This is a genomic window from Terriglobia bacterium (assembly GCA_020073495.1).
In the GTDB taxonomy this organism is placed as follows: Bacteria; Acidobacteriota; Terriglobia; order Terriglobales; family Acidobacteriaceae; genus JAIQFD01.
Genome location: JAIQFD010000002.1, coordinates 606,022 through 626,467, shown reverse-complemented (window position 1 = coordinate 626,467; position 20,446 = coordinate 606,022). Strand labels below are relative to the sequence as shown.

General features: G+C 64.5%; 20 protein-coding genes. 12 read left to right on the top strand and 8 right to left on the bottom strand.

What is annotated here, in order from left to right; translation table 11 throughout:
• Positions 1-7: 7 nt before the first annotated feature.
• The 4 genes from tatC (at position 8) to LAN37_06660 (ending at position 4,618) form a co-directional block, all read left to right on the top strand.
• The gene (gene tatC, locus LAN37_06675; protein MBZ5646893.1) at positions 8-745 is read left to right on the top strand and encodes a twin-arginine translocase subunit TatC; all 738 of its coding nucleotides are present in this window, start codon (positions 8-10) and stop codon (positions 743-745) included.
• Positions 742-1,716: a M28 family peptidase gene (locus LAN37_06670; GenBank protein ID MBZ5646892.1), complete on the top strand. Its 975-nt coding sequence runs from the start codon at positions 742-744 to the stop codon at positions 1,714-1,716. Before tatC ends, LAN37_06670 begins: the two co-directional genes overlap by 4 nt.
• A 67-nt stretch (positions 1,717-1,783) precedes the next feature.
• Positions 1,784-3,586, top strand: a complete 1,803-nt coding sequence (locus LAN37_06665) for a Na+:solute symporter (GenBank protein MBZ5646891.1) — start codon at positions 1,784-1,786, stop codon at positions 3,584-3,586.
• Positions 3,587-3,643: 57 nt separating this feature from the next.
• The gene (locus tag LAN37_06660) at positions 3,644-4,618 is read left to right on the top strand and encodes a TerC family protein (protein MBZ5646890.1); all 975 of its coding nucleotides are present in this window, start codon (positions 3,644-3,646) and stop codon (positions 4,616-4,618) included.
• A gap of 7 nt (positions 4,619-4,625) precedes the next feature.
• Here the strand turns inward: LAN37_06660 and nadB are convergent, their stop codons facing one another.
• Complete coding sequence (gene nadB / locus LAN37_06655) at positions 4,626-6,209, bottom strand: L-aspartate oxidase (GenBank protein MBZ5646889.1); 1,584 nt, start codon at positions 6,207-6,209, stop codon at positions 4,626-4,628.
• A gap of 109 nt (positions 6,210-6,318) precedes the next feature.
• On the opposite strand from nadB, the gene aroB reads away from it, so the two are divergent.
• From aroB to LAN37_06640, 3 genes are read left to right on the top strand one after another with little or no spacing between them, the layout of a single operon-like run.
• Positions 6,319-7,416 carry a 3-dehydroquinate synthase gene (gene aroB / locus LAN37_06650; GenBank protein ID MBZ5646888.1) on the top strand — a complete coding sequence of 366 codons (1,098 nt, stop codon included), beginning with the start codon at positions 6,319-6,321 and terminating at the stop codon, positions 7,414-7,416.
• A 60-nt stretch (positions 7,417-7,476) separates the two neighbouring features.
• Positions 7,477-9,150, top strand: coding sequence for a DUF885 domain-containing protein (locus LAN37_06645; GenBank protein ID MBZ5646887.1), 1,674 nt, complete (start codon positions 7,477-7,479; stop codon positions 9,148-9,150).
• Positions 9,147-9,896 (top strand): ubiquinone/menaquinone biosynthesis methyltransferase, encoded by a 750-nt coding sequence (locus LAN37_06640; protein MBZ5646886.1) that lies wholly within the window; start codon positions 9,147-9,149, stop codon positions 9,894-9,896. The genes LAN37_06645 and LAN37_06640 overlap by 4 nt, the downstream gene beginning before the upstream one ends.
• Before the next feature lie 27 nt (positions 9,897-9,923).
• On the opposite strand, the gene LAN37_06635 is transcribed toward LAN37_06640, so the two are convergent.
• Together LAN37_06635 and LAN37_06630 are read right to left on the bottom strand one after the other, a co-directional pair.
• The gene (locus LAN37_06635; GenBank protein MBZ5646885.1) at positions 9,924-11,036 is read right to left on the bottom strand and encodes an NAD-dependent epimerase/dehydratase family protein; all 1,113 of its coding nucleotides are present in this window, start codon (positions 11,034-11,036) and stop codon (positions 9,924-9,926) included.
• The gene (locus tag LAN37_06630; GenBank protein MBZ5646884.1) at positions 11,037-12,188 is read right to left on the bottom strand and encodes a peptidyl-prolyl cis-trans isomerase; all 1,152 of its coding nucleotides are present in this window, start codon (positions 12,186-12,188) and stop codon (positions 11,037-11,039) included.
• A 116-nt stretch (positions 12,189-12,304) separates the two neighbouring features.
• On the opposite strand from LAN37_06630, the gene LAN37_06625 reads away from it, so the two are divergent.
• The 4 genes from LAN37_06625 to LAN37_06610 all read left to right on the top strand — a co-directional run bounded on the left by LAN37_06625 (position 12,305) and on the right by LAN37_06610 (position 15,386).
• Positions 12,305-13,741 (top strand): cation-efflux pump, encoded by a 1,437-nt coding sequence (locus LAN37_06625; GenBank protein MBZ5646883.1) that lies wholly within the window; start codon positions 12,305-12,307, stop codon positions 13,739-13,741.
• 14 nt (positions 13,742-13,755) lie between these two features.
• A complete protein-coding gene (locus LAN37_06620; protein ID MBZ5646882.1) occupies positions 13,756-14,160 on the top strand; it encodes an OsmC family protein in 405 nt (134 codons plus the stop codon).
• Positions 14,161-14,281: 121 nt separating this feature from the next.
• Entirely contained in the window at positions 14,282-14,437 is a 156-nt protein-coding gene (locus tag LAN37_06615; protein MBZ5646881.1) for a glutaredoxin family protein, read from the top strand.
• Positions 14,427-15,386, top strand: a complete 960-nt coding sequence (locus tag LAN37_06610; GenBank protein MBZ5646880.1) for an EamA family transporter — start codon at positions 14,427-14,429, stop codon at positions 15,384-15,386. Before LAN37_06615 ends, LAN37_06610 begins: the two co-directional genes overlap by 11 nt.
• Here the strand turns inward: LAN37_06610 and LAN37_06605 are convergent.
• The 4 genes from LAN37_06605 to LAN37_06590 are packed head-to-tail and all read right to left on the bottom strand — an operon-like array spanning position 15,373 to position 18,743.
• Entirely contained in the window at positions 15,373-16,323 is a 951-nt protein-coding gene (locus tag LAN37_06605; GenBank protein MBZ5646879.1) for a bifunctional riboflavin kinase/FAD synthetase, read from the bottom strand. The genes LAN37_06610 and LAN37_06605 overlap by 14 nt on opposite strands.
• A gap of 5 nt (positions 16,324-16,328) precedes the next feature.
• Positions 16,329-17,099, bottom strand: coding sequence for an MBL fold metallo-hydrolase (locus tag LAN37_06600; GenBank protein MBZ5646878.1), 771 nt, complete (start codon positions 17,097-17,099; stop codon positions 16,329-16,331).
• Positions 17,096-17,656 carry a DUF1844 domain-containing protein gene (locus LAN37_06595; protein ID MBZ5646877.1) on the bottom strand — a complete coding sequence of 187 codons (561 nt, stop codon included), beginning with the start codon at positions 17,654-17,656 and terminating at the stop codon, positions 17,096-17,098. Before LAN37_06595 ends, LAN37_06600 begins: the two co-directional genes overlap by 4 nt.
• Positions 17,657-17,687: 31 nt before the next feature.
• On the bottom strand, positions 17,688-18,743 hold the full coding sequence (locus tag LAN37_06590) for a folate-binding protein (protein MBZ5646876.1): 1,056 nt from the start codon (positions 18,741-18,743) through the stop codon (positions 17,688-17,690).
• Between the two features lie 81 nt (positions 18,744-18,824).
• Here LAN37_06590 and LAN37_06585 point away from each other — a divergent pair, with 81 nt between their 5' ends.
• Complete coding sequence (locus LAN37_06585) at positions 18,825-19,874, top strand: 3-isopropylmalate dehydrogenase (protein ID MBZ5646875.1); 1,050 nt, start codon at positions 18,825-18,827, stop codon at positions 19,872-19,874.
• A gap of 42 nt (positions 19,875-19,916) precedes the next feature.
• On the opposite strand, the gene LAN37_06580 is transcribed toward LAN37_06585, so the two are convergent.
• Complete coding sequence (locus LAN37_06580; GenBank protein ID MBZ5646874.1) at positions 19,917-20,339, bottom strand: tetratricopeptide repeat protein; 423 nt, start codon at positions 20,337-20,339, stop codon at positions 19,917-19,919.
• Between the last annotated feature and the right edge of the window lie 107 nt (positions 20,340-20,446).

Here is a 20,446-nt window from a genome sequence, read left to right as displayed (position 1 = left end):
GCCGGGCATGAGCTTCCTGGAACACCTGGAAGAGCTACGCAAACGCATCATCTACTCGCTGCTGGCGGTGGGTGTGGGCTTCGGCGCCGCCTGGTACTACGCCGAGCGGATTTACGTCTACGTGCAGGCGCCGGTGGTCGAGGCCCTGCGGGCGCACCACAAGAGCGAGCAGCTGGTCTACTTGAACCCGACCGAACCTTTCAACCTTTACTTGAAGGTTGGGTTGCTTGCGGGCCTGTTCCTGGCCTCTCCCTTCATCCTCTACCAGGTATGGGCGTTCATCGCCCCCGGCCTCTACCGGCACGAGAAGCGCTACGTCGTGCCCTTCATGGTGCTGACCGTCTTTCTCTTCCTGGCGGGCGGCTATTTCGGCTACAGGCTGGTCTATCCGGCGGCGCTGGACTTCCTGATCGGATACGGCGAGCAGTTCCAGCCGATGATCACCATCGGCGAGTACACCGACCTGTTCCTGACCGTCATCATCGGCCTGGGCGTCATCTTCGAATTGCCCATCCTGGTGTTCTTCCTATCGTTGATGGGGGTAGTGAGCGCCGGCTGGATGTGGCGCAATTTCCGCTACTCCATTCTGGTGATCTTCATCATCGCCGCCATCCTGACGCCGACCACCGACATCCTGAACATGTGCATCTTCGCCGCCCCGATGATCGTGCTTTACCTGCTGAGCATCGGCATCGCGTGGTTCGCGCATCCGACTCGCCGGAAAGCCAAGGCGCAGGCGCCATGACCCGGATTGCCGTCGTGCTGGGCACGTTGAGTTTGCTGACGGCAGCGGGTTGCTCTCAAGGGAACGGAAATACGAAGAGCCCACCTCCAATCGAGGCCGCGGCACAACCGGCGCAGACTGCGGCGCCGGCGCGCACCGCTGACCCGGCTCCGGCCACCGCGCCCAAAATCGATGCCTCACGGGCCATGAAGTACGTGCGCGAGGTGGTGGGCCTCGGCGCGCGGCCGATCGGCAGCCCGGCGCACAAGAAGGTCGAGAACTACATCGTGGCGCGGCTCAAGGGCGACCAGGTGGAGAGCGATGAGTTCACCGCGCAGACGCCTGCGGGCTCAGTCCCCATGTTCAACATCATCGCCAAGTACGCTGGGACGAAGGACGGAATCATCGTCATCGCTTCACATTACGACACGCTGTATGGCAGGCCGAAGTTCGTCGGGGCGAACGATGGCGGTTCGACCACCGGCCTGCTGCTCGAGCTCGCCAACCATCTGCGGGGCAGACGGCGGGGCTACAGCGTCTGGCTGGTGTGGTTCGACGGCGAGGAGGCGGTGCGGCAATGGTCTGCGGAGGACAGCCTCTACGGCAGCAAGCACATGGCCGAGAAATGGCAGAAGGACGGAACCCTGAAGGAGCTCAAGGCCTTCCTACTGACCGACATGATCGGCGACGCGGACCTAGACATCCAGCGTGACCAGAACTCAACAGCATGGCTCGAGGATCTGGTGTACCAGGCGGCGTCGAACCTGGGTTATCAATCGCACTTCTTCGTGAACGAGACCGCGGTGGAGGACGACCACCTGCCTTTCGGCCGGCTCGGCGTGCCGGTCGCCGACATCATCGATCTCGACTACGGCTACAACAACTCGCTGCACCACACCGACCAGGACACTCTCGACAAAGTGAGCCCGAAGAGCCTGCAGATCTCGGGCGACGTGGTTCTGGAGACGATCCGGCTCCTCGACCTGCGCTAGGCCGCTACTCCGATACTCTCGAATAGCGATGGGCATGGGTTCGAATCCGTGGTAAGAGTTCAGCAACGTGCAACTGACCGCGCTCGACTGGCTCGTCCTCGCCGTCTACTTCGCCATCAACCTCGGCATTGGTTTCCATTACTACCGGCGCGCCAGCGGGAGCGTGGGCGAGTTCTTCATCTCGGGGAGGAGCGTGCCGTGGTGGCTGGCGGGGACCTCGATGGTCGCGACCACATTCGGGGCGGACACGCCCCTGGTCGTTACCGGCCTGGTTTACAAGAACGGCATTGCGGGAAACTGGCTGTGGTGGGCGATGGCGCTGAGCGGCATGATGACTGTCTTCTTCTTCGCCCGACTGTGGCGCCGGGCCGGAGTGCTCACCGATATGGAGTTCGCGGAGCTGCGCTACGCGGGCAAGCCGGCAGCCTTTCTGCGCGGCTTTCGCGCGCTCTACCTCGCTCTCCCGGTGAACACCATCATCATGGGCTGGGTGTACCTGGCCATGGCCAAGGTGCTCGAGATCACCCTCGGCCTCGACAAGCTGCACGCCCTCCTTCTCGCCCTCGCCATCGCTGCTCTGACGCTGGTCTACACCGCGGTCTCGGGTCTGTGGTCGGTGCTGTGGACCGACTTCATACAGTTCATCCTGAAGATGACCATGGTGATCGCGCTGGCTGCCTTCGCGGTGGCGGCGGTGGGCGGCATGGCCGGGCTGACAGCAAAGATCGCGGCGTATGACGCGACCATCCATCGGAACACGCTCGCCTTTTTCCCGGCGCCCGGCTCCGACCTGTTCCTCACGTTCCTGGTGTTTCTCAGCATCAACTGGTGGGCGAGCTGGTATCCGGGCGCTGAACCCGGAGGTGGAGGGTACATCGCGCAGCGGATTTTCTCGGCAAAGAACGAGCGGCACTCGCTGGGCGCAACGCTGCTGTTCAACATCGCGCACTACGCATTGCGCCCATGGCCGTGGATCCTGGCGGCGCTGGTCGCGGTCGCGATGTATCCGAACCTGAAGGATCCCGAGGCGGGCTACCTCCAGGTCATGGTGACGCAACTTCCTCCGAGCCTGCGCGGGCTGATGCTGGCGGGCTTCGCGGCGGCATTCATGTCCACCATCGGGACGCACATCAACCTGGGCGCGTCCTACCTGATCAACGACTTCTACCGGCGTTTCGTGCGCAGGGGAGAAGCAGAGCGTCACTATGTGGTGGCTTCGCGAGTCGCGACGGTATTCGTCACGCTGGTTGCGGGGATCGCCGCGTTTTATATGGACTCGATCGGAGGCGCGTGGAAATTCCTCATTGCCATCGGCGCGGGCGCCGGGCTGGTTTTCATTCTTCGCTGGTTCTGGTGGCGTATTAACGCGTGGTCGGAGGTCAGCGCCATGACCGCGGCCGCGGTGTCTTCGCTCTACCTGCAATCGAGGTGGTCGGCGCCGGTGGTCACGAGGTTGCAGGAGTTCGACCTACGCCTGCCGGCAGCACCCCTGAGCTCCGACGATGCCCACGGTTTCGCGTGGCTCATGATCCTTACCACGGCCTTTACTACCGTGAGCTGGCTGGTCGTCACCTACCTGACGCCGCCGGAACCCGCAGCCAGGCTGCAGGCGTTCTACGACAAGGTGCAGCCCGCGGCGGCGGGATGGCGCGCCTTCGCGCGTAACCATGTCTCCCGGCAGAGTCTGCGCTGGGCTGCGGTGGACTGGATCGTGGGCTGCGGGATGATCTACTCGGCCCTGTTCGGCATCGGGTACGTCGTCTTCGGCCGCTTCGCCCTGGGATTCGGCCTGCTGCTTTGTGCGGCTGCAGGCATCGCCTTCATCTTCTGGGACCTGGAACGACGCGGGTGGGAATCGCTCACCGGGTGAACCAACGCACAGCACATTCGACACCTCGCAGTTACAATGCCGACCGGAGAAAACTGAATGGCCGGGAACTGGCTGTTCTGGGTCTTATTCAACGCGTTCGTGCTGGCGATGCTCGTGTTGGACCTGGGGGTCTTCCATCGCAAGGCACACGCCGTGCGCTACCGCGAGGCCCTCGCGTGGACCGTGGTGTGGGTCGGCCTGGCCGCCACATTCGCCGTTCTCATCTACCATTTCGGTCATCTGATGACCGGCAGCTGGGCCAAGCCCAATCGCCAGCTCGCGCTCGAGTTCGTGACCGGTTATCTCATTGAAGAGTCGCTCAGCGTCGATAACCTTTTCGTCTTTCTGCTGATCTTCCGCCATTTTGCGGTGCCACGGCAGATCCAGCACAAGGTGTTGTTCTGGGGGATCCTGGGCGCGCTCATCATGCGGGCCATTTTCATCGCGACCGGCGTGACTCTCATCCGCCGCGTGCAGTGGATCATCTACGTATTCGGCGCGTTCCTGGTGTACACAGGCGTCAAGCTCGCCGTACATCGCGGGGTAGCGATCAGTCCCAAGGACAGCTGGGTGCTGAAGCTGTTCCGCAAGCATGTCCGTGTAACCCACGATTACAAGGACGACCGGTTTTTCGAGCACACGCCGCAAGGCTGGTTTGCCACGCCCCTGGCGCTGGTGCTGGTGCTGGTCGAGACCACCGACGTGCTGTTCGCCACCGATTCCATCCCGGCGGTCCTGGCGGTCACGCAGGACCCGTTCATCGTGTACACCTCGAACGTCTTCGCCGTGCTGGGCCTCCGCTCCCTCTACTTTGCGCTGTCTGGGATGATGGAGCTGTTTCACTACCTGCATTACGGGCTTGCGGTCATACTCATGTTCATCGGGGCGAAGATGCTGCTTTCGCACTATTACGACATGCCCATCCACCTCGCCCTCGGCGTCGTGGCGGTGGTGCTTGCCGTCTCCATCGGCGCCTCGATCGCGTTGCCGAAAAAGCATGAGCCGGAGGCTGGGGGCCCGTCCAGTCCGTAGGCGAGGTTTATTCGAAGCGAGTCTTGTCGCGCACGACGACCGAATGCTTGTGGAACTTGGCGTCGTTGTGGCTGGGGTAGTCCAGGCGGTAATGGGCGCCGCGGCTCTCTTCGCGCGCCAGCGCCGAGCGCGCGATCAGCAGCGCGCTCTGGTAGATGTTATGGGCCTCGCAGTTACGCCGGCTGGTCATGGGCGGAAGGCGGTCGTGCCATCGTTCGAGCTGATGGATGGCCTGCCGCAGTTGCCCGCCATTGCGCACGATGCCGACCTCCTTCCACGCCAAGTCTTGCACGCCGTGGATGATCCCCTCGGCCGCCGGTCCGTTCGGCTCACCCGGGGCCTCGATCCTTGTGCCTGCCTTGTTGCCGGGATTGTTCTTGTGCCCCACCGGGCGTGCTTCGGTGCAGAGGGTGCGGCCGGCGCGCGCTCCGTACACCAGCCCCTCGAGCAGGGAATTGCTGGCCAGGCGGTTCGCTCCGTGCACGCCGGTGCAGGCGCACTCGCCCGCGGCATAGAGTCCGGGCAGGTTCGTCCTGCCCTCCAGGTCGGTGCGTACGCCGCCCATGGCATAGTGCGCCGCGGGCCGTACCGGCATCAGGTCCGTCTCCATGTCGATGTTGAACTCCATGCAGGTGGCGTAGATGCGTGGGAAGCGTTCTCGGAGGTGCTTGCCCTCGAGATGCGTCATGTCCAGGAAGACGCAGGGATCGGGCGCTTTCGAGCGCTCCATCTCATGCGCGATGGCGCGGGCCACCACGTCCCGCGGCGCCAGTTCCGCCATGGAGTGGTACTTGGACATGAAGCGCACCATCTCCTGGTTGCGCAGGATCGCGCCTTCGCCCCGCAACGCCTCCGACAGCAGGAACCGGGGCGCCCCCTTGACGTACAGCGCCGTGGGATGGAACTGCACGAACTCCATGTCGCTGATCTCTGCTCCGGCGCGGTAGGCCATGGCCACGCCGTCGCCGGTCGCCACGCCCGGGTTGGTCGTCTCCTTGTAGACCTGCCCGATGCCGCCCGTGGCCAGCAGCACCGCCGACGCGTGGACCTCTTTCACCTCGCCCTTCTCGTTGATCAGCTCGATGCCTCCCACGCGGCCGTCGTGATGACACAGGTCGACGGCAAACTCGAATTCGCAGAAGGAGATGTTCCTGAACGTCTTTGCCTTGTGGTAGAGCGCGCGCCCGATCTCCCGTCCGGTGGAGTCGCCGTGGGCGTGCAACACGCGCGAGCGGCTGTGCGCGCCTTCGCGCGTGAAAGTCAGCTTGGTGCCGTGCCGGTCGAACTGCGTGCCCCAATCGATGAGTTCCTGGATGCGCTCCGGGCCCTCCTCGACCAGCACCTTGGCGGCTTCGACATTGCACAGGCCGTCGCCGGCATTGAGCGTGTCCTGAAGGTGAAGGCTGATCTCGTCCTCGTCGCTGAGCGCGACGGCGATGCCGCCCTGAGCGTACTGGGTGGCTGATTCGGTGAGCTCGTTCTTGGCGAGCACAAGGACGCGCCCCGCGGCGGCCAGTTCGATGGCTGCGCGCATGCCCGCGATGCCGGCACCCACGACAATGAAGTCGGTTTCGGCTGGGACGCTCTTCATGCCGGCAAAATGATAACACCCGGCCCGGTTTGCAATCGGTGAGCCGGAGTGCGCTCGACTTCCCGCATTTCTCCCGCCGTCACTTGGCCTTCGGCTATGATGAAACGCCGTGAAAGAAGTCAACATCGCCGTGCCGCCGCGCCCCTACTCGGCCTTCGTCGAGAGCGGACTACTGCGCCGCGCGGGCGAGCAGCTGGTCGCCGTGCTGGGCGGCAAACGGCGCGCGTTCGTGGTCAGCAGCCGCCCGGTCCGCAGGCACTGGGGACCAGCGTTCGCCAAGGCCCTCGGCAAAGCAGGGCTAAAATTCGACTTCATCGACATGGGTGACGGCGAGCGCTACAAGACCATGCGGACGGTCGAGGATCTCTCAGCGCGCCTGGTGAAGGGCGGCGCGGATCGCAGCTCCGTGGTCATCGCCTTCGGCGGAGGCGTGGTGGGCGACGTCGCCGGATTCGTCGCTTCCATCTACATGCGCGGCATCGACGTCGTGCAGGTGCCAACCACGCTGGTCGCCCAGCTCGACTCCGCCATCGGCGGAAAGACAGGCGTGAACCTTCCGGCGGGCAAGAACCTTCTGGGCACCTTCCATCAACCGCGCGCCGTGCTGGTGGATCCCCACTTGCTTTCCACCCTGCCGGAGCGCGAGTACCGCTCCGGCCTGTACGAAGCGCTCAAGTGCGGGGTGATTCGCAACCCGGCCATCTTCGAATTCATGGAGCAGGAGCGCGGGGCCATCCTGCGGCGGGACGGCGCCGCGCTCGAATGGCTGATCACCGAGTGCATCCGTGTAAAGTCCGATGTGGTCGCCGCCGACGAGCGCGAAGGCGGCCTGCGCCGCATCCTGAACTTCGGACACACCGTCGGCCACGCCCTGGAGGCGGAGACGGCGTACAAACAGTTCCTGCATGGCGAAGCCGTGGCCTGGGGCATGATCGCTGCGTCCACGATCGCCGCCGCCATGCAGAAGACCGACTCCGCGACTGCGCGGCGCGTGATCTCCGCTGTGCTCGCCTATGCTGCGCTGCCGCGCGTCTCCACGCGTCCGCGCAGCGTCCTCCGTCGGCTGCAAGCCGACAAGAAGACCCGGGACGGCGTGGTCCACTTTGTGCTCCCCACGGGGATCGGCAAGGTGGAGATCGTTTCCGACGTGCCCGATCGCGCCGTCCTGCAGGCGGTGGAGGGATTGCGCGATCTTAGCCGGGCGTAGAGGTTGCGGATCGGGCTGGCAGAGACCGAATCGAACCATCGAACCATACTGGTGACACTGATGAGAAAACTCGCTGTGCTCGCGTTGGCGCTGTCGCTGGCCGTTCCCCTCGCATCCGCCGACGCAATTGACGACCTCGGGCGCGACTTCTGGGCCTGGCGAGCCACAACCCAGCCGTTTTCTGGTGACGACATCCCGCGCATCGAGCGGCCCGACGGATGGAAGGCCGACTGGTCACCCGCCGCCATCACCACGCAGCGCCGGGCGTTGGCCGGATTCGAGCAGCGCTGGGGGAAGATCCCGCCGCAGACCGACCGCGCACGCGAGGTCGATCGCCGCCTCTTGGGGTCTGCGATCATGCGGGTGAAGTGGGAGCTTGACGTCCTATGTGCCTGGCAGCGCAACCCGCGCTTCTACAACGCCCAGACCATCGGCGCCCTGTTCGACGCCCTCATCGTCCAGCCTCCGTTCGGCCAAACACGCAGCGACGAGATTGTGCGCCGCCTCGAATCAGTTCCGGCTATTCTCGGCGACGCGCGCCAGAATCTCACCGACCCGGCCGCTCCCTTCGCCCGCGTCGCCCTGCTCGAATTGAAAGACATCCGCCCGCGCCTGCTGGCCGTCGCGCGCGAACTCAAGCCCGCAGTGGCGCCGGAAGCCGCCGTGAGGCTGGAGCCGGCGATGGAACGCGCCATCGTCGCGCTCGAGTCGTATGCCGGGTGGCTGCAGCAGCGCCTGCCGCAGATGTCGCAGAAGACCGCGATCGGCGGTGACAACTACGTCTGGTTCTTGAAGAACGTGGCCCTCCTGCCGTACGCGCCGGAGCAGCTGCTTCAGATCGGGCGCCTAGAATGGGCCCGCTCGGTCGCCTTTGAGGATCTCGAGCATCACCGCGATCGCGGGTTGCCGGACCTGAAGCTGGCGCCGTCCGCTGAGGCGCAGATCAAGCGCGAAGCCGGCGACGAGCTTGCGGTTCGCCAGTACTTCCACGAGTTCGGCATCTTGGACCTGCCCGATTGGCTCCAGCACTATCGCAACCTGCCCATGCCCCGCTACCTCGCGCCGCTCTCCTCCGTCGGCGTGACCGACGACCTGACCTCGCCTACGCGGCTCAAGGAGAACGGCGTGCGCTACCTGCCGCCGCCCGCGCCCGATATCGGATACTTCGCCGTCATCAACGCCAAGGATCCACGCACCAGCATCGTGCACGAGGGCGTGCACTACATGCAGATGGCGTGGTCCTGGGCGCACGAGGACCTTATCCGCCGCCACTACTACGATTCCGGAGCCAACGAGGGCATCGCCTTCTACAACGAGGAGATGATGGTCCAGGCCGGCCTGTTCGACGACTCGCCGCGCACCCGCGAGATCATCTACAACATGGCGCGCCTGCGCGCGCTGCGCGTCGAGGTGGACGTCAAGCTCGCTCTCGGCCAGTTCACCATCGAGCAGGGAGCCGAATACCTGAGCACCACCGTCCCCATGGATGCCGAGACCGCGCACGATGAGGCGGCATTCTTCGCCTCCGACCCCGGCCAGGCCATCAGCTACCAGATCGGCAAGGCGCAGATCCTCGGATTCCTCGCCCAGGCGCGCCGCAAGGAAGGCGACTCGTTCCTGCTGAACCGGTTCCACGACTTTGTGTGGAAGAATGGCAACGTGCCCATCGCCCTGCAGAAATACGAGTATCTCGGAGACAAGGCCGACCTCGACGCCGTGGAGCGCCTGCATTGACGTCGGCAGAGCAGGAGAAGATCGTCGGCGCTCAACCGGCCGGCGCGCGCGACGAGCAGGCCGCGGCCACGGCGGTGCGCGAGATGTTTTCTGCCATCGCGCCCCGCTACGATCTGCTGAACCACCTCCTCTCGATGAACGTGGACCGGCTGTGGTGGCGCCGCGCGGCGCGCACTTTCCGCCACCTCCTGGAACGTCCCGGCGCGCGCGTGCTCGATCTTTGCTGCGGCACCGGGGACATGGGTTTGGCCGTCCGCCGCCAGAGCCCGAATCCGCAGATCGTCGGCGCCGACTTCGCCCACCCCATGCTTCGGCTCGCCGCGGATAAGAGCTTGGGCAAGAACTTCCGCGTCGTCGAAGCCGACGCCCTCCGCCTTCCCCTGCACGATGCCAGCTTCGACCTGGTGGTTTCTGCCTTCGGCTTCCGCAACCTGGCGAACTACGACGCAGGCTTGCGCGAGATCTTCCGCGTGCTGCGGCCCGACGGGGAAGTGGGCATCCTCGATTTTGGCGAACCGCGGGGCGTGCTCGGCGTTCTCTACGGCTTCTATTTTCGCCGTGTGCTTCCGAAGGTCGGCACGCTCATCTCCGGCGTGCGCGGCCCCTACTCCTACCTGCCCGCCTCCGTGGAGCGGTTCCCGGATCCGCAAGAGATGCTCGGCCGGATGCGCGCTGCGGGATTCCAGGATGCGTCCTGGACGCCCTATACCTTCGGGATCGCCGGTTTGTATCGGGGAAGGAAATAGCTGTTCGGGGCGAACGCCCTTGGCTGTCTAGCGTCCCGCAGACGACTGCCGACCGCCGACTGCCGGCTCCACCAGGGGCTTGCGTTCCGCGACCGGCACGAACGAATCGGCCAGAGCCTCCTCGACGGTGTGCTGCATGACTTTTTCGTACTCCGATCCCAGGAACTTTTGCAGCCGCGACGTATCCATGGTGTAGCTGCCCACGAAGAAGGGCAGCGCCTCGGCTGGAACGCCGGAGATCCCCATGTTCCACATCAGGCCCAACACTTTGCGGCACGCCGCCTGTCCGGGCAGGCGGACCATCTTAGCGTTCGCGATACGCACGCATTCGCCAAAGCTGAGTGACCGCCCGCGGCCGGCGACGTTCAGCACAGTCAACTCTCCGCGCTTGTCCTCCCGGCGCAGGATGTGCGCCACCAGTCGCGCGACATCATCCACGTGCACGAACTGCCACTTCGTCTGGAGGTATCGCTCGCCCATGGGAAGGACGATGGGCAGACGCGTGCCGCGCTCGCGCAGCCACGCGCCCAGCTTGCCGAGGCCGGTTGGTGTCCCGCGCAGCGCGCCGACCAGGTAGTTCTGCATGGTGGCGCCGGTGAAGATGTGCGGGCGCAGGAGGTACGTGGCGCAGTCGCCCAGCGCCGGCGCGCGCTCCTGCACCACCTCGTCCGCCTCGCGTTTGTGGATCGAGTACGGCAGAGTGTGGCCGCCGAGCCGGTAATCTTCGCTGACCGCCTTGGGGAAGTCCGAGCCGTAGGCCGACACGCTGCTCGGATAGATGAATTTCTTCACCGCCCCACCGGTGCGGTTCACCACCGCGATCGCCTCCATCACCCGGGCGGTGCCCGCCACGTTGATGCGCCACATGCGGTCCACGTTCAGTACGCCGGTGCGTACGGGGTCGATCACAAACGCCAGGTGGACCACAGCCTGCGCGCCGGTTTCACGCAATACCGAAACCATCTGGCCGCAGGACGCCTCCTCCCCCAGGTCGATGCTCTCGAAGCGCAACGGGAGGTCGGCACCAGGCCGCGCCTTGTCCAGCCCGATCACCTGGAAATCCAGCAGCTCGCGGAGCAGGCGCAGGCCCAGGTTTCCCGCGACGCCGGTTATCAGGACTGTTTGCGGCGCGTCACTCATCTACTTTGGGGGCGCGGTCGGCGCGGTCCCGCTGGGCGGTGGCGTCTGCTGCTGCTGAGGCGGCGGCGAAGGCGGTGTCGCTGCAGGCGGCTCCTGTTTCGGAGCTTCCTTGTCCGCTCCCGCAGTCGGTGCTGCCGGCGCGGGCGTCACGGGGGCCGCGGGCGCAGCGGCCGGGGCCTCCGGCGGCTCCGGAGGCTTGAAATAGTTCTGTTCGAAGGTCGTCTTCACCAAGCTGATAGTTTTCTCGACGGCGTCCCGCATCTTTTGTTCCTCGAGCTGCCGTGCGATCTGCGTCTTCACCTCAGCCAGCGGGACCACACGCTTGCTCTCCACCTTGTAGATGAAAAAACCGTAACGCTCATCAAACAGGGGCGACACCTGCCCGGCAGTGAGCTCAAAGACTTGCGCCTCCTGTGGCGGGGGGAGAGTGCCGCGGCGCCGCGGACCGATGCTTGTCGGGGGCGCCGCTGTCTTCGCTGCCTCCGGGTTGACCGCCGCGATTGCCTCCTGTTGCAGTTTGTCGAAATCCTCTCCCGCTGCCGCGCGCTCGCGCGTCCTTTCCGCCATCGCCTTGGTGGCGGCTTCGTCCATGGCTGGTTTCTTCTCCCCGCTGCTGATCGGCTTGGGGATGTGCATCCGCTTCAGCGTGATCTCCTCGTACGCTGGCTTGTTCTCGTTGTAGAATTTTTCCAGTTCCGCCTCGGAGGGTTTCGCGTATTTCTCCTGGAGGTAGCGGTTATAGGCCATGGCCAGCGATTGCAGCCGCCGCAGCTTGATCTGTTCCTGGAATTCCGTCGTTTTGTCCAGGCCGGCCTTTTCCGCCTGGGCTGCGAAGGTGAGCAACTCGGCATAGCTTTGTGCCAGCTGCATGCGCGCGCCCGGCGGCAGGTTCGGCCGGATGGCATGCATGATCCGCTCGAACTCGTCTTTCGTGATCACGGTTTTGCATGGCGTCGGCTTGGGCTGCCTCGCCGGGCACAGGTTCTCGATGGTGATCACCGCTTGGCTGCCGCCGGCGGGACTCTTCTTCGCTGGGGTGGCCGGCTTTTTCGCGGCCCCTTGCGCGCTCTTCGAGGTCTGCGGCGTTCCCGCTTGTGCGGCCGCGACGCTTCCCATGGCCATCAATACCGCAAGTATGAGAAAAATGCGCATGCTGTGGGCTCCGGATGGTTCGAGTGTTTAATCCGTGATGCTACCACAAGCGGAAATGGCCTCCGGGGCGCTCATCCGTCTTGGCGCATCGCCGCTCCCGGTGAATAATGAACCCAATGGCCAGTTACCCGGGACAGCTTGCGTCGGAGACGATGCGCGGCGAGAAGCGCGGAGTGGCGTTGAATTCCGTGTTCGCCGCCGTCGGCATTACTGGTTTGAAGCTGGTTGTCGGCGTGACCACGGGCAGCTTGGGCATTCTCTCCGAGGCCGCGCACTCGGGTCTCGACCTCATCGCCGCCGTCATCACCTTCTTCTCCGTCCGCGTCTCCGACAAGCCCGCCGACGCCGACCACCAGTACGGCCACGGCAAGGTCGAGAACTTCTCCGCCTTTATCGAGACCGGCCTGCTGCTGCTGACCTGCGTCTGGATCGTGTACGAGGCCGTCAAGCGCCTCTTCTTCAAGCACGTGGAGATCGAGCCCAGCCTGGCCGCATTCGTTGTCATGTTCGCCTCCATGATCGCGGACTTCTGGCGCTCGCGCGCCCTGCGCCGCGTCGCCCTCAAGTACGACAGCCAGGCACTCCAGGCCGACGCTCTGCACTTCAGCACCGACATCTGGTCGAGCGCCGTGGTGATCCTCGGCTTGGTCCTGGTCGAACTCGGCCACCCCGGCCGCCTGAACCTGCCGTGGCTGCGCGATGCCGACCCCATCGCCGCCCTGGTGGTCGCTGGCGTCGTCGTCTACGTGAGCTGGCGGCTGGCGCGGCAGACCATCGACGCTCTGCTCGACGCCGCGCCCTCCGGCGTGCGCTCCCGGATCATCGAAGAGGTGGCCCGCGTGGACGGAGTGCTCGGTGTGGACCGCGCCCGGATCCGCCGCGCCGGCAACCGATACTTCGCCGACTTTTCCATCGCCCTGCGTCGCAATCTCACCTTCCAGAGGTCGGAGCAAGTGGTGGACGCGGTGACGCAGGCCGTCCGCCGCATCCTTCCCGAGGCCGACGTTGTCGTTCATCCCGTGCCCCGCGAGTTCGGGGGAGAAAACATCTTTGACCGGATCCGGGGCGTGGCGGCGCGCAACAACTTTAACGTGCACGACGTCAGCGTGCAGGTCCTCGGCGGCCGGCTGCATGTCGAGCAGCACCTGGAACTCGACGAGCGCATGCCCCTCAAAGACGCCCACGACACCGTCACCCGGCTGGAAGCCGAGATCCGCGAAAACGTGCCCGAGATCTCCTCCATCCTCACCCACATTGAGAGCGAGCCCGCCACCATTGAGACCACGGATGCCGTCCTGGGCAACCCCAAGCTGGAGAAAAAGCTCAAGACGATCGTCGCCGAGTTCCCGGAGATCATCGACGCGCACGAGTTCACCTTCAAGAAGGTCGGCGAGCGGCTGTACCTCTCTTGCCATTGCACCATGCCCGACTCGCTGCCGCTCGCGCGCGTGCACGACATTTCCACCGCGCTCGAGATCCGCTTCAAGCAGGCGGCCCCTGAGCTCTTCAAGGTCCTCATCCACACCGAGCCGCAGACGGATAACCGTCGGTAACGGCAGGAGAATCAATGGTCGAAGCAGTCGTGAATTGGACGGACAAAGAGCGCTTCATCGGCAAGGCCTCGAGCGGCCACGCGATCGTCGTGGACGCGGGATCCGACAAGTCCGCCAACGGCCCCATGGAGTTGGTTTTGATCGGCCTGTGCTCCTGCACCGCCGTCGATGTCATCAACATCCTGTCGAAGAAACGCGAGCCCTTCACCGGCGTCCAGGTCCGCGCTGAGGCGGAGCGCGCCGATTCGCCTCCGAAGGTGTACACGAAGATCAAGCTCGTCTACCGCGTGACCGGCAGGGTCTCGAAAAAGGCGGTGGAGGATGCGGTGCGCCTCTCGGAAGAGAAGCACTGCTCGGTGGCAGGCATGCTGAAGGCGACCGCGCAGATCACCTATGCCATTGAGCTCGCGGAAAAATGATGCAGCCTTTTTCATCCTCCGGTAGTCTCATCTGCCTATGACCGACAAACGGGTGATCCTTTTTAGCCAACCTGGATGACCGCCGTGCCACACGGCGAAGGCCTACCTCTCGGAGAGAGGGATCCAATACGAAGACCGAGATGTGAGCGCCGACTTCAATGCAGTGCGCGAACTGGTGGAAACCTATCAGAGCCGCGCGACGCCCACCATCGTGATCGGCGACCAGGTGCTGATCGGGTTCGATCCCGAACAGATCGACGAGGCGCTTGCCCGCTGAATCCCATCCAGTCCGTGGCTACCTGGCGATCGCCGGCGCCGCCTTCTGCTGGGGCGGCGCAGCGACGCTGGGGAAACTGGTTTTCACCGGCCGCCTGCTGGGCGGGACCGTCACCGCCATCGACCCGCTGATACTCGCCCAGACCCGCACCACCTTCTCGCTGATCGTCCTGGCGCCGCTTCTAGCCGGTGTCCGCGGAGGACGGGCTTTTGCCATGCCGGTCGGTGACGTGCTGCGGTGCTTCGTCGTCGGCGTAGCGGGAGTTGCGGCCTCGAATTTTCTCTACTACTTCGCCATCGAGAAAACGACGGTTGCGACCGCGATCATTCTCCAATACACAGCCCCAGTGTGGGTGCTGTTGTACATGGTGGCCCGAAGGCTGCAACGCGCCACGGTGCAACGCGTCCTCGCCGTCGCCGCGGCCGTGATCGGAGCGGCGCTGGCCATCGGGCTGGTCGGCCACGCGCGGCTGAGACTGAACCCGCTCGGAGTCCTTGCCGCCCTGGGGGCGGCGTTCTCGTTCGCTTTCTACAACGTCTTCGGTCACGGCCTGGTGGCCCGCTACGAGCGCTGGCGCGTCCTGACTTACGTGCTGCTGGGAGCAGCGCTGTTCTGGCTGGTGGTCAATCCTCCCTGGAAGATAGCAGTGGCGCATTACTCCGGCGCGCAGTGGGGGTTCCTCTTCTTCTTCGCTTGCATCTCGGTGCTGTTGCCCTTTTCCCTGTACTTCACCGGGCTCCAGTACCTCGACGCGACCCGCGCCATTGTGACGAGTTGTCTGGAACCGGTGTTCGCCATCCTGTTCGCCGCGACCTTTGTCGCCGAGCGGCTGTCCTGGTTGCAGCTGATGGGAGTGGCGCTGGTGGTGGCGGCAACCATCATCGTGCAGCTTCCGGACCGCAAGGGAGCGGAGCCTCCCACGGACGCCACCCTCGCTATGGCCGAGTGACGCGGGGGAGCAGGCTGAAGTAGCGCCGCGCTCTCTTCACGTCGTGCGCGATCTGTACCCGCAGGTCATCCACGGAAGGGAACTTGATCTCGTCCCGCAGGCGGCGGAGGAACCACAATTCGACCTTCGTTTCCGCCGTCAGTTCGATGGGGTGGAAATTGAGCAGATGAGTCTCGATGGCGAATGACTCCGAGCCGAAGGTGGGCCGGTTGCCGATGTTGGTCACCGAGTCGAAGCATTCGCCGTTCACCTGCGTCCGCGTGATGTACACGCCGTCCTTCGGCACCAACTCGTCGTAGCGCGAGAGATTGATGGTCGGAACCGTGTACTTGTGGCCGAAACCTCGTCCGCGTCCCGGCGTGCTGACGATGCTGAAGGTCCAGCCCAGCAGCTGGCGCGCCTGGCTGACGTTCCCCTCGCGTAAGAGCTCACGGATGCGGCTGCTCGAGACCTTGTGGCCGCGCACCTGCATGTAGGGGTAAGCCATTACTTCGAATCCGGCCTCGCGGCCGTATTCCTTGAGCCGGTCGGTGTTTCCTGCTGCCTTGTGACCGAAGTGAAAGTTTGCCCCTTCGTGCACCTCGCGGGCGTGCAGGCGCTTGCCCAGGATCCTGACGCCGAAATCGTGCGGTGACGTCAGCGAGAGATCGCGAGTAAAGGGCAGCACGAGGGTAGCGTCGAGGCCGGTGGCCGAAAGAAGATCGAGTTTCCGCGGAAGCGGGGTGAGCAGCTTCGGGGCGACGTCGGGCCGGAGGACGCGTGTAGGATGCGGGTCGAATGTGATCACCATCGCCCTGCCGCCGATCTCCCGCGCCCGCCGCACCATTTCCTTGAGCACATGCTGGTGGGCCCGGTGCACGCCGTCGAAGTTACCGACGCTCAGCACAGTGGGGCCGAAATCGCGCGGGACCTCTTCGATGTGATGGAAGACTTGCATGGCGCTCAGAGCTCGAACTCCAGCTTCAGACCGTCGTGCGCGAGGCGGATATGCGGAGGCAGGGACGCGTTGGTCTGCTCGTGCGCCAGGTCGTGCGAGATGTGGGTAAAGAACGCCCGCTTCGGTTGGATGCGCCCCACCAGCTTGACCGAGTTCTCCAGGGTCGAGTGCGTGGGATGGGGGCGCTTGCGCAGCGCGTCGAGGAAGAGGATGTCCAGGCCCTGCAACTGGGCGACCGATTCCTCCGGGATGTCGCTGTGGTCGGTGAGATAAGCGGCGGAGCCGAAGCGGTAGCCTTGGATCTCGGTGTCGCCGTGCATCACTTTCACGGGCGTAAACGTCGCGCCGAACAGTTCCAGCGGTCCGCTGAAGGTCTTGAGTTCTACCCGCGCCAGTCCGCCGTACTTGTAGTCGCCCTCGAAGATGTACGAGAACATGCGGCGGATGATGTCCGCGGAAGTATCGTCGGCGTAGAGCGGGATGTTCGAGTCGCGCCAGAAGGTAAGTGGGCGGAGGTCGTCGAGCCCGAGGATGTGGTCGGCGTGTGCGTGGGTGTAGATCACGGCGTCGAGGCTGCGGATGCGCTCGCGGATGGCCTGCTCGCGGAAATCGGGGGTGGTGTCAATGAGAACGGAGTGGCCCTCGTATTCCACCATGATGGAGGGACGCGTGCGCCGGTCGCGCGGGTCGGGGGAGTTGCACACGTCGCAGCGGCAGCCGATGGTGGGCACGCCCATCGACGTTCCGCTCCCCAGCACCGTCAGCGTGGCTTTCATTTCTTCTCCGGCGGGTTGTCTCCGCGGCCCTGCTGCGCGATCAGGTTGGTGATCTGGACGTAGGCCATGCGCAGATCGAAGAGGCAGCTGTGGAGCAGGTTCTCCTCGGCGGCGGTGAGGTTGCCCTTGGTCTTATCGGCGAGGATGGCGAGCGTATCGATGGTCTGGCGCGCCCCCATGATGTCCACCATGGCCTTGCCGCCCTCATCCTGCATGCCGCCCAGAGCCATCGCTCCGCTCATGTAGAGCGAGCTGACCAGGCGCTCGAAAGTCATCTCGAACTCCTGGGGTGAACGGCCGGCGAGGGGCGAAGCTCCGAACTTCGTGCGCGAATCGGCGTAAGCATCCTTGCTCGCCTGCTGCTCCTCGGCGGTCGGCGGCGGAGGCATTTCACTGCGCTCCCCACCGCTGCCGGCAGCCGCCTCGTGCTGCGGCGCAGCCTCTTCGGCGGGCGCGGGAGGCGTGTCTTCGCGTGGCGTGTCCTCGCGCCGCTCGCCCTCTGTGGTGAACTTGCGCTTGTCGGTGACGACGAAATCGGATTTCTTTTCTTCTGGCATAAAGAAGTACTCAGTACTCGGCACCCAGTACTCAGACCTTGAGAACCGGTTCGAGTACGAAAGGCAATTCGGCAATGCGGACTTCTGCACTACCAGCAGTCGCTGCGGTTCCCGGACCGCCAGCTTCGCGGCGGATGTAGCCGAGGGCGAGAGTTCTGCCACCGGGAAGTGTTGCGACGCTGGTGATCTCGCCCACATCCTTGCCGTTGGCCTGTAACTTTGTTCCGGGAGCGGGGACGGGACCGTCGATCTCAAAGCCGGTGAAGTGGCGATGGACCGCGCCACGCGAGCGGATACGCTCCACGATCTCCTGGCCGACGTAGCAGCCCTTGATGAAATTCAGGGCACGCATCTGCCCGGTTTCCTGGGGCAGGTCGCGCTCGCGAATGTCCTGGCCATAGCGCGGAATGCCTTGCGCGATGCGCCAGAGTTCGAGTGCGTCGCTGCCGACGGGCGTGGCGCCCGCTGCCATCAGCGCGTCCCAGAGCTTTCCCGCGTTGGCGTGTGCCAGCCAGATCTCGTAGCCGCCGTGGTCGGTGGCCACAACCGTGATCCCGGCGTCGAGCCAGACGGTGTCGTGCACTTGCAGCGGCTGAAGTTCCGGCGCCGTGATCCCCGCTGTTGCCATCACCTCGCGCGCTTTCGGCCCCAGCAGGCCGATCGCGGTCAGCTTGTCGCTGGCGTCGGAGATCTCGACGTCGTCCATGATGATGAACCGGTCGAGCGACTCCCTGAGCTTGGCAGCCTGCGACGCGTCCGTGTCGAGCAGGACGTAGTCGCCGCGGTTGTAAAGGTACATGTCGCCGAGGATGTGTCCCTGGGCGTTGAGCAGAAAGTTGTAAGTGCCTATGCCGACGGCCAGGTCGCGGATGTTGTTCGTCACCATGCCGTTCAGCCATTTCTGGCGGTCGGCGCCGGTGAGCAGCAGCTTGCCGCGCCAGCCGAGGTCAAAGACGCCGGCGCCTGCGCGCAGAGCGGCAAATTCTGCGGTCGCTTCGCTGAAGACAGCCGCGGTCTCCGCGCCATTGAACGCGGCGATACGGGCTCCAGAGGTCCGCAGCTTCTCCGTCAGGGTAGTGGAAGGCATGGTAAACAACTGATTATATCGGACCTCGGAAAGCCGACGGCGGATGGCTGAAGGTGGACGGCTGTGGTAGGTTTTCAGGCCGTGGGTCGAACTGAGAGGAAAAAAATCGCCGCAGTTCCGGGTGACGGCATCGGCAAGGAGGTCGTCGCCGAGGCCATGAAGGTGGTGCGCGCGACGAGTGCGCCGGTCGAGTTCACCGAATTCGATTGGAGCGCCGACCGCTACCTGAAGGATGGCACCACCATCCCGGCGGACGGTTTCACGATGCTGGCGAGGGACTTCGACGCCATCCTGGTGGGGGCGCTGGGCGATCCGCGCGTGCCCTCGAATATCCACGCCAAAGAGATCCTGCTCGGCATGCGCTTCAAGATGGACCTGTACGTGAACCTGCGCCCGGTGAAACTGCTGGACGAATCCCTCTGCCCGCTGAAGAACATGACGCCCGAGGACGTGGACTTCGTCGTGGTCCGGGAGAACACGGAGGGGCCGTACGTGGATGTCGGGAGCGTGCAGAAGCAGGGAACTGCGGACGAGGTCGCCACCCAGGAGGATCGCAACACGCGCAAGGGCGTAGAACGCATCATCCGCTACGCTTTCGAGTACGCCCGCAAGCACGGGCGCAAGAAAGTCCTGATGACCGACAAGTCGAACGTAATGACCTACGCCGGCGGCCTGTGGCAGCGAACGTTCAAGCAAGCCGCCAGGGAGTATTCCGACATCCAGGCGCACCACATGTACGTGGACGCGCTGTGTATGCACATGGTGCGCGATCCGAGGCAGTTCGACGTGATCGTGACTAACAACATGTTCGGCGACATCATCACAGACCTCGCGGCGGGACTACAGGGCGGGCTGGGGATGGCACCGAGCGGGAACATCCATCCCGGGCGGACGTCCATGTTCGAGCCGGTGCATGGGTCGGCTCCTTCGTTCGCGGGCAAGAACATCGCGAATCCGATCGGCGCCATCCTGACGGCGGCGATGATGCTCGACTTTCTGGGTCTGACCAAGGAAGCCGAGCGCATCAACAACGCGGTGCTGGCGGCAGTCCGCGAGAAGAAGACGACGCAGGATATCGGCGGAAAGCTGGGTACGCTGGAAGCAGGAGATTGGATCGCAGGGAAAGTCTGAAAAGCTTCACCGATAAATTAGACACGAGGGAAACCGGAAGCGCTAGTTGAATGCCGCTTGCAGGCGGCGGAGCGCCATCCGTGCCTCTGGGTAGTGGGGATTCAGGAAGCAGGCCCGGGCGTAGCATTCCTTGGCGCGCTTCCAGTCGCGCTTCTTCTCGTAGACCCGACCGAGGTTCATGTGGGGATAGCAGCGGGCCTGGTACCGGGCCGCGTGCATGGCTCTCTGGAACCAGGGAATGGACTCCTCCCACTTGTTCTGCTCGATGAGGTAGGCGCCGATGTCGTTGTAGGGATTGCCCAGGGCGGGGTCTACCTCGATAGCCCGCAGGCATTCGGCGATGGCGCGGTCGTAATCGCCAAGGAACGAGTAGGTCCAGCCGCGGAACGTGTAGGCCTCGGCGGTGGGGAAGGTCTCGATGGAGCGGGTGTAGAGGGCGATGGCCTCCTTGAGGTCGCCCTGCATCTGACACTCGTAGGCTAGGTGAAAGAATTCCGCCGCCTGCTTTTGTGCATCCTGGTTGGCCACGGTGTTGCCCTCAGGGCGGCGCCCCCAACTTCCGCCCGGTGCGT

Bases quoted from the DNA above. Each gene is read 5' to 3' on its own strand.
- LAN37_06630 (MBZ5646884.1), bottom strand. From the start codon at position 12,188: ATGCGCATTTTTCTCATACTTGCGGTATTGATGGCCATGGGAAGCGTC.
- LAN37_06645 (MBZ5646887.1), top strand. From the start codon at position 7,477: ATGAGAAAACTCGCTGTGCTCGCGTTGGCGCTGTCGCTGGCCGTTCCC.
- nadB (MBZ5646889.1), bottom strand. From the start codon at position 6,209: ATGAAGAGCGTCCCAGCCGAAACCGACTTCATTGTCGTGGGTGCCGGC.
- LAN37_06590 (MBZ5646876.1), bottom strand. From the start codon at position 18,743: ATGCCTTCCACTACCCTGACGGAGAAGCTGCGGACCTCTGGAGCCCGT.
- LAN37_06595 (MBZ5646877.1), bottom strand. From the start codon at position 17,656: ATGCCAGAAGAAAAGAAATCCGATTTCGTCGTCACCGACAAGCGCAAG.
- LAN37_06660 (MBZ5646890.1), top strand. From the start codon at position 3,644: ATGGCCGGGAACTGGCTGTTCTGGGTCTTATTCAACGCGTTCGTGCTG.
- LAN37_06625 (MBZ5646883.1), top strand. From the start codon at position 12,305: ATGGCCAGTTACCCGGGACAGCTTGCGTCGGAGACGATGCGCGGCGAG.
- LAN37_06605 (MBZ5646879.1), bottom strand. From the start codon at position 16,323: ATGCAAGTCTTCCATCACATCGAAGAGGTCCCGCGCGATTTCGGCCCC.
- LAN37_06580 (MBZ5646874.1), bottom strand. From the start codon at position 20,339: ATGCAGGGCGACCTCAAGGAGGCCATCGCCCTCTACACCCGCTCCATC.
- tatC (MBZ5646893.1), top strand. From the start codon at position 8: ATGAGCTTCCTGGAACACCTGGAAGAGCTACGCAAACGCATCATCTAC.
- LAN37_06600 (MBZ5646878.1), bottom strand. From the start codon at position 17,099: ATGAAAGCCACGCTGACGGTGCTGGGGAGCGGAACGTCGATGGGCGTG.
- LAN37_06670 (MBZ5646892.1), top strand. From the start codon at position 742: ATGACCCGGATTGCCGTCGTGCTGGGCACGTTGAGTTTGCTGACGGCA.
- LAN37_06635 (MBZ5646885.1), bottom strand. From the start codon at position 11,036: ATGAGTGACGCGCCGCAAACAGTCCTGATAACCGGCGTCGCGGGAAAC.
- LAN37_06620 (MBZ5646882.1), top strand. From the start codon at position 13,756: ATGGTCGAAGCAGTCGTGAATTGGACGGACAAAGAGCGCTTCATCGGC.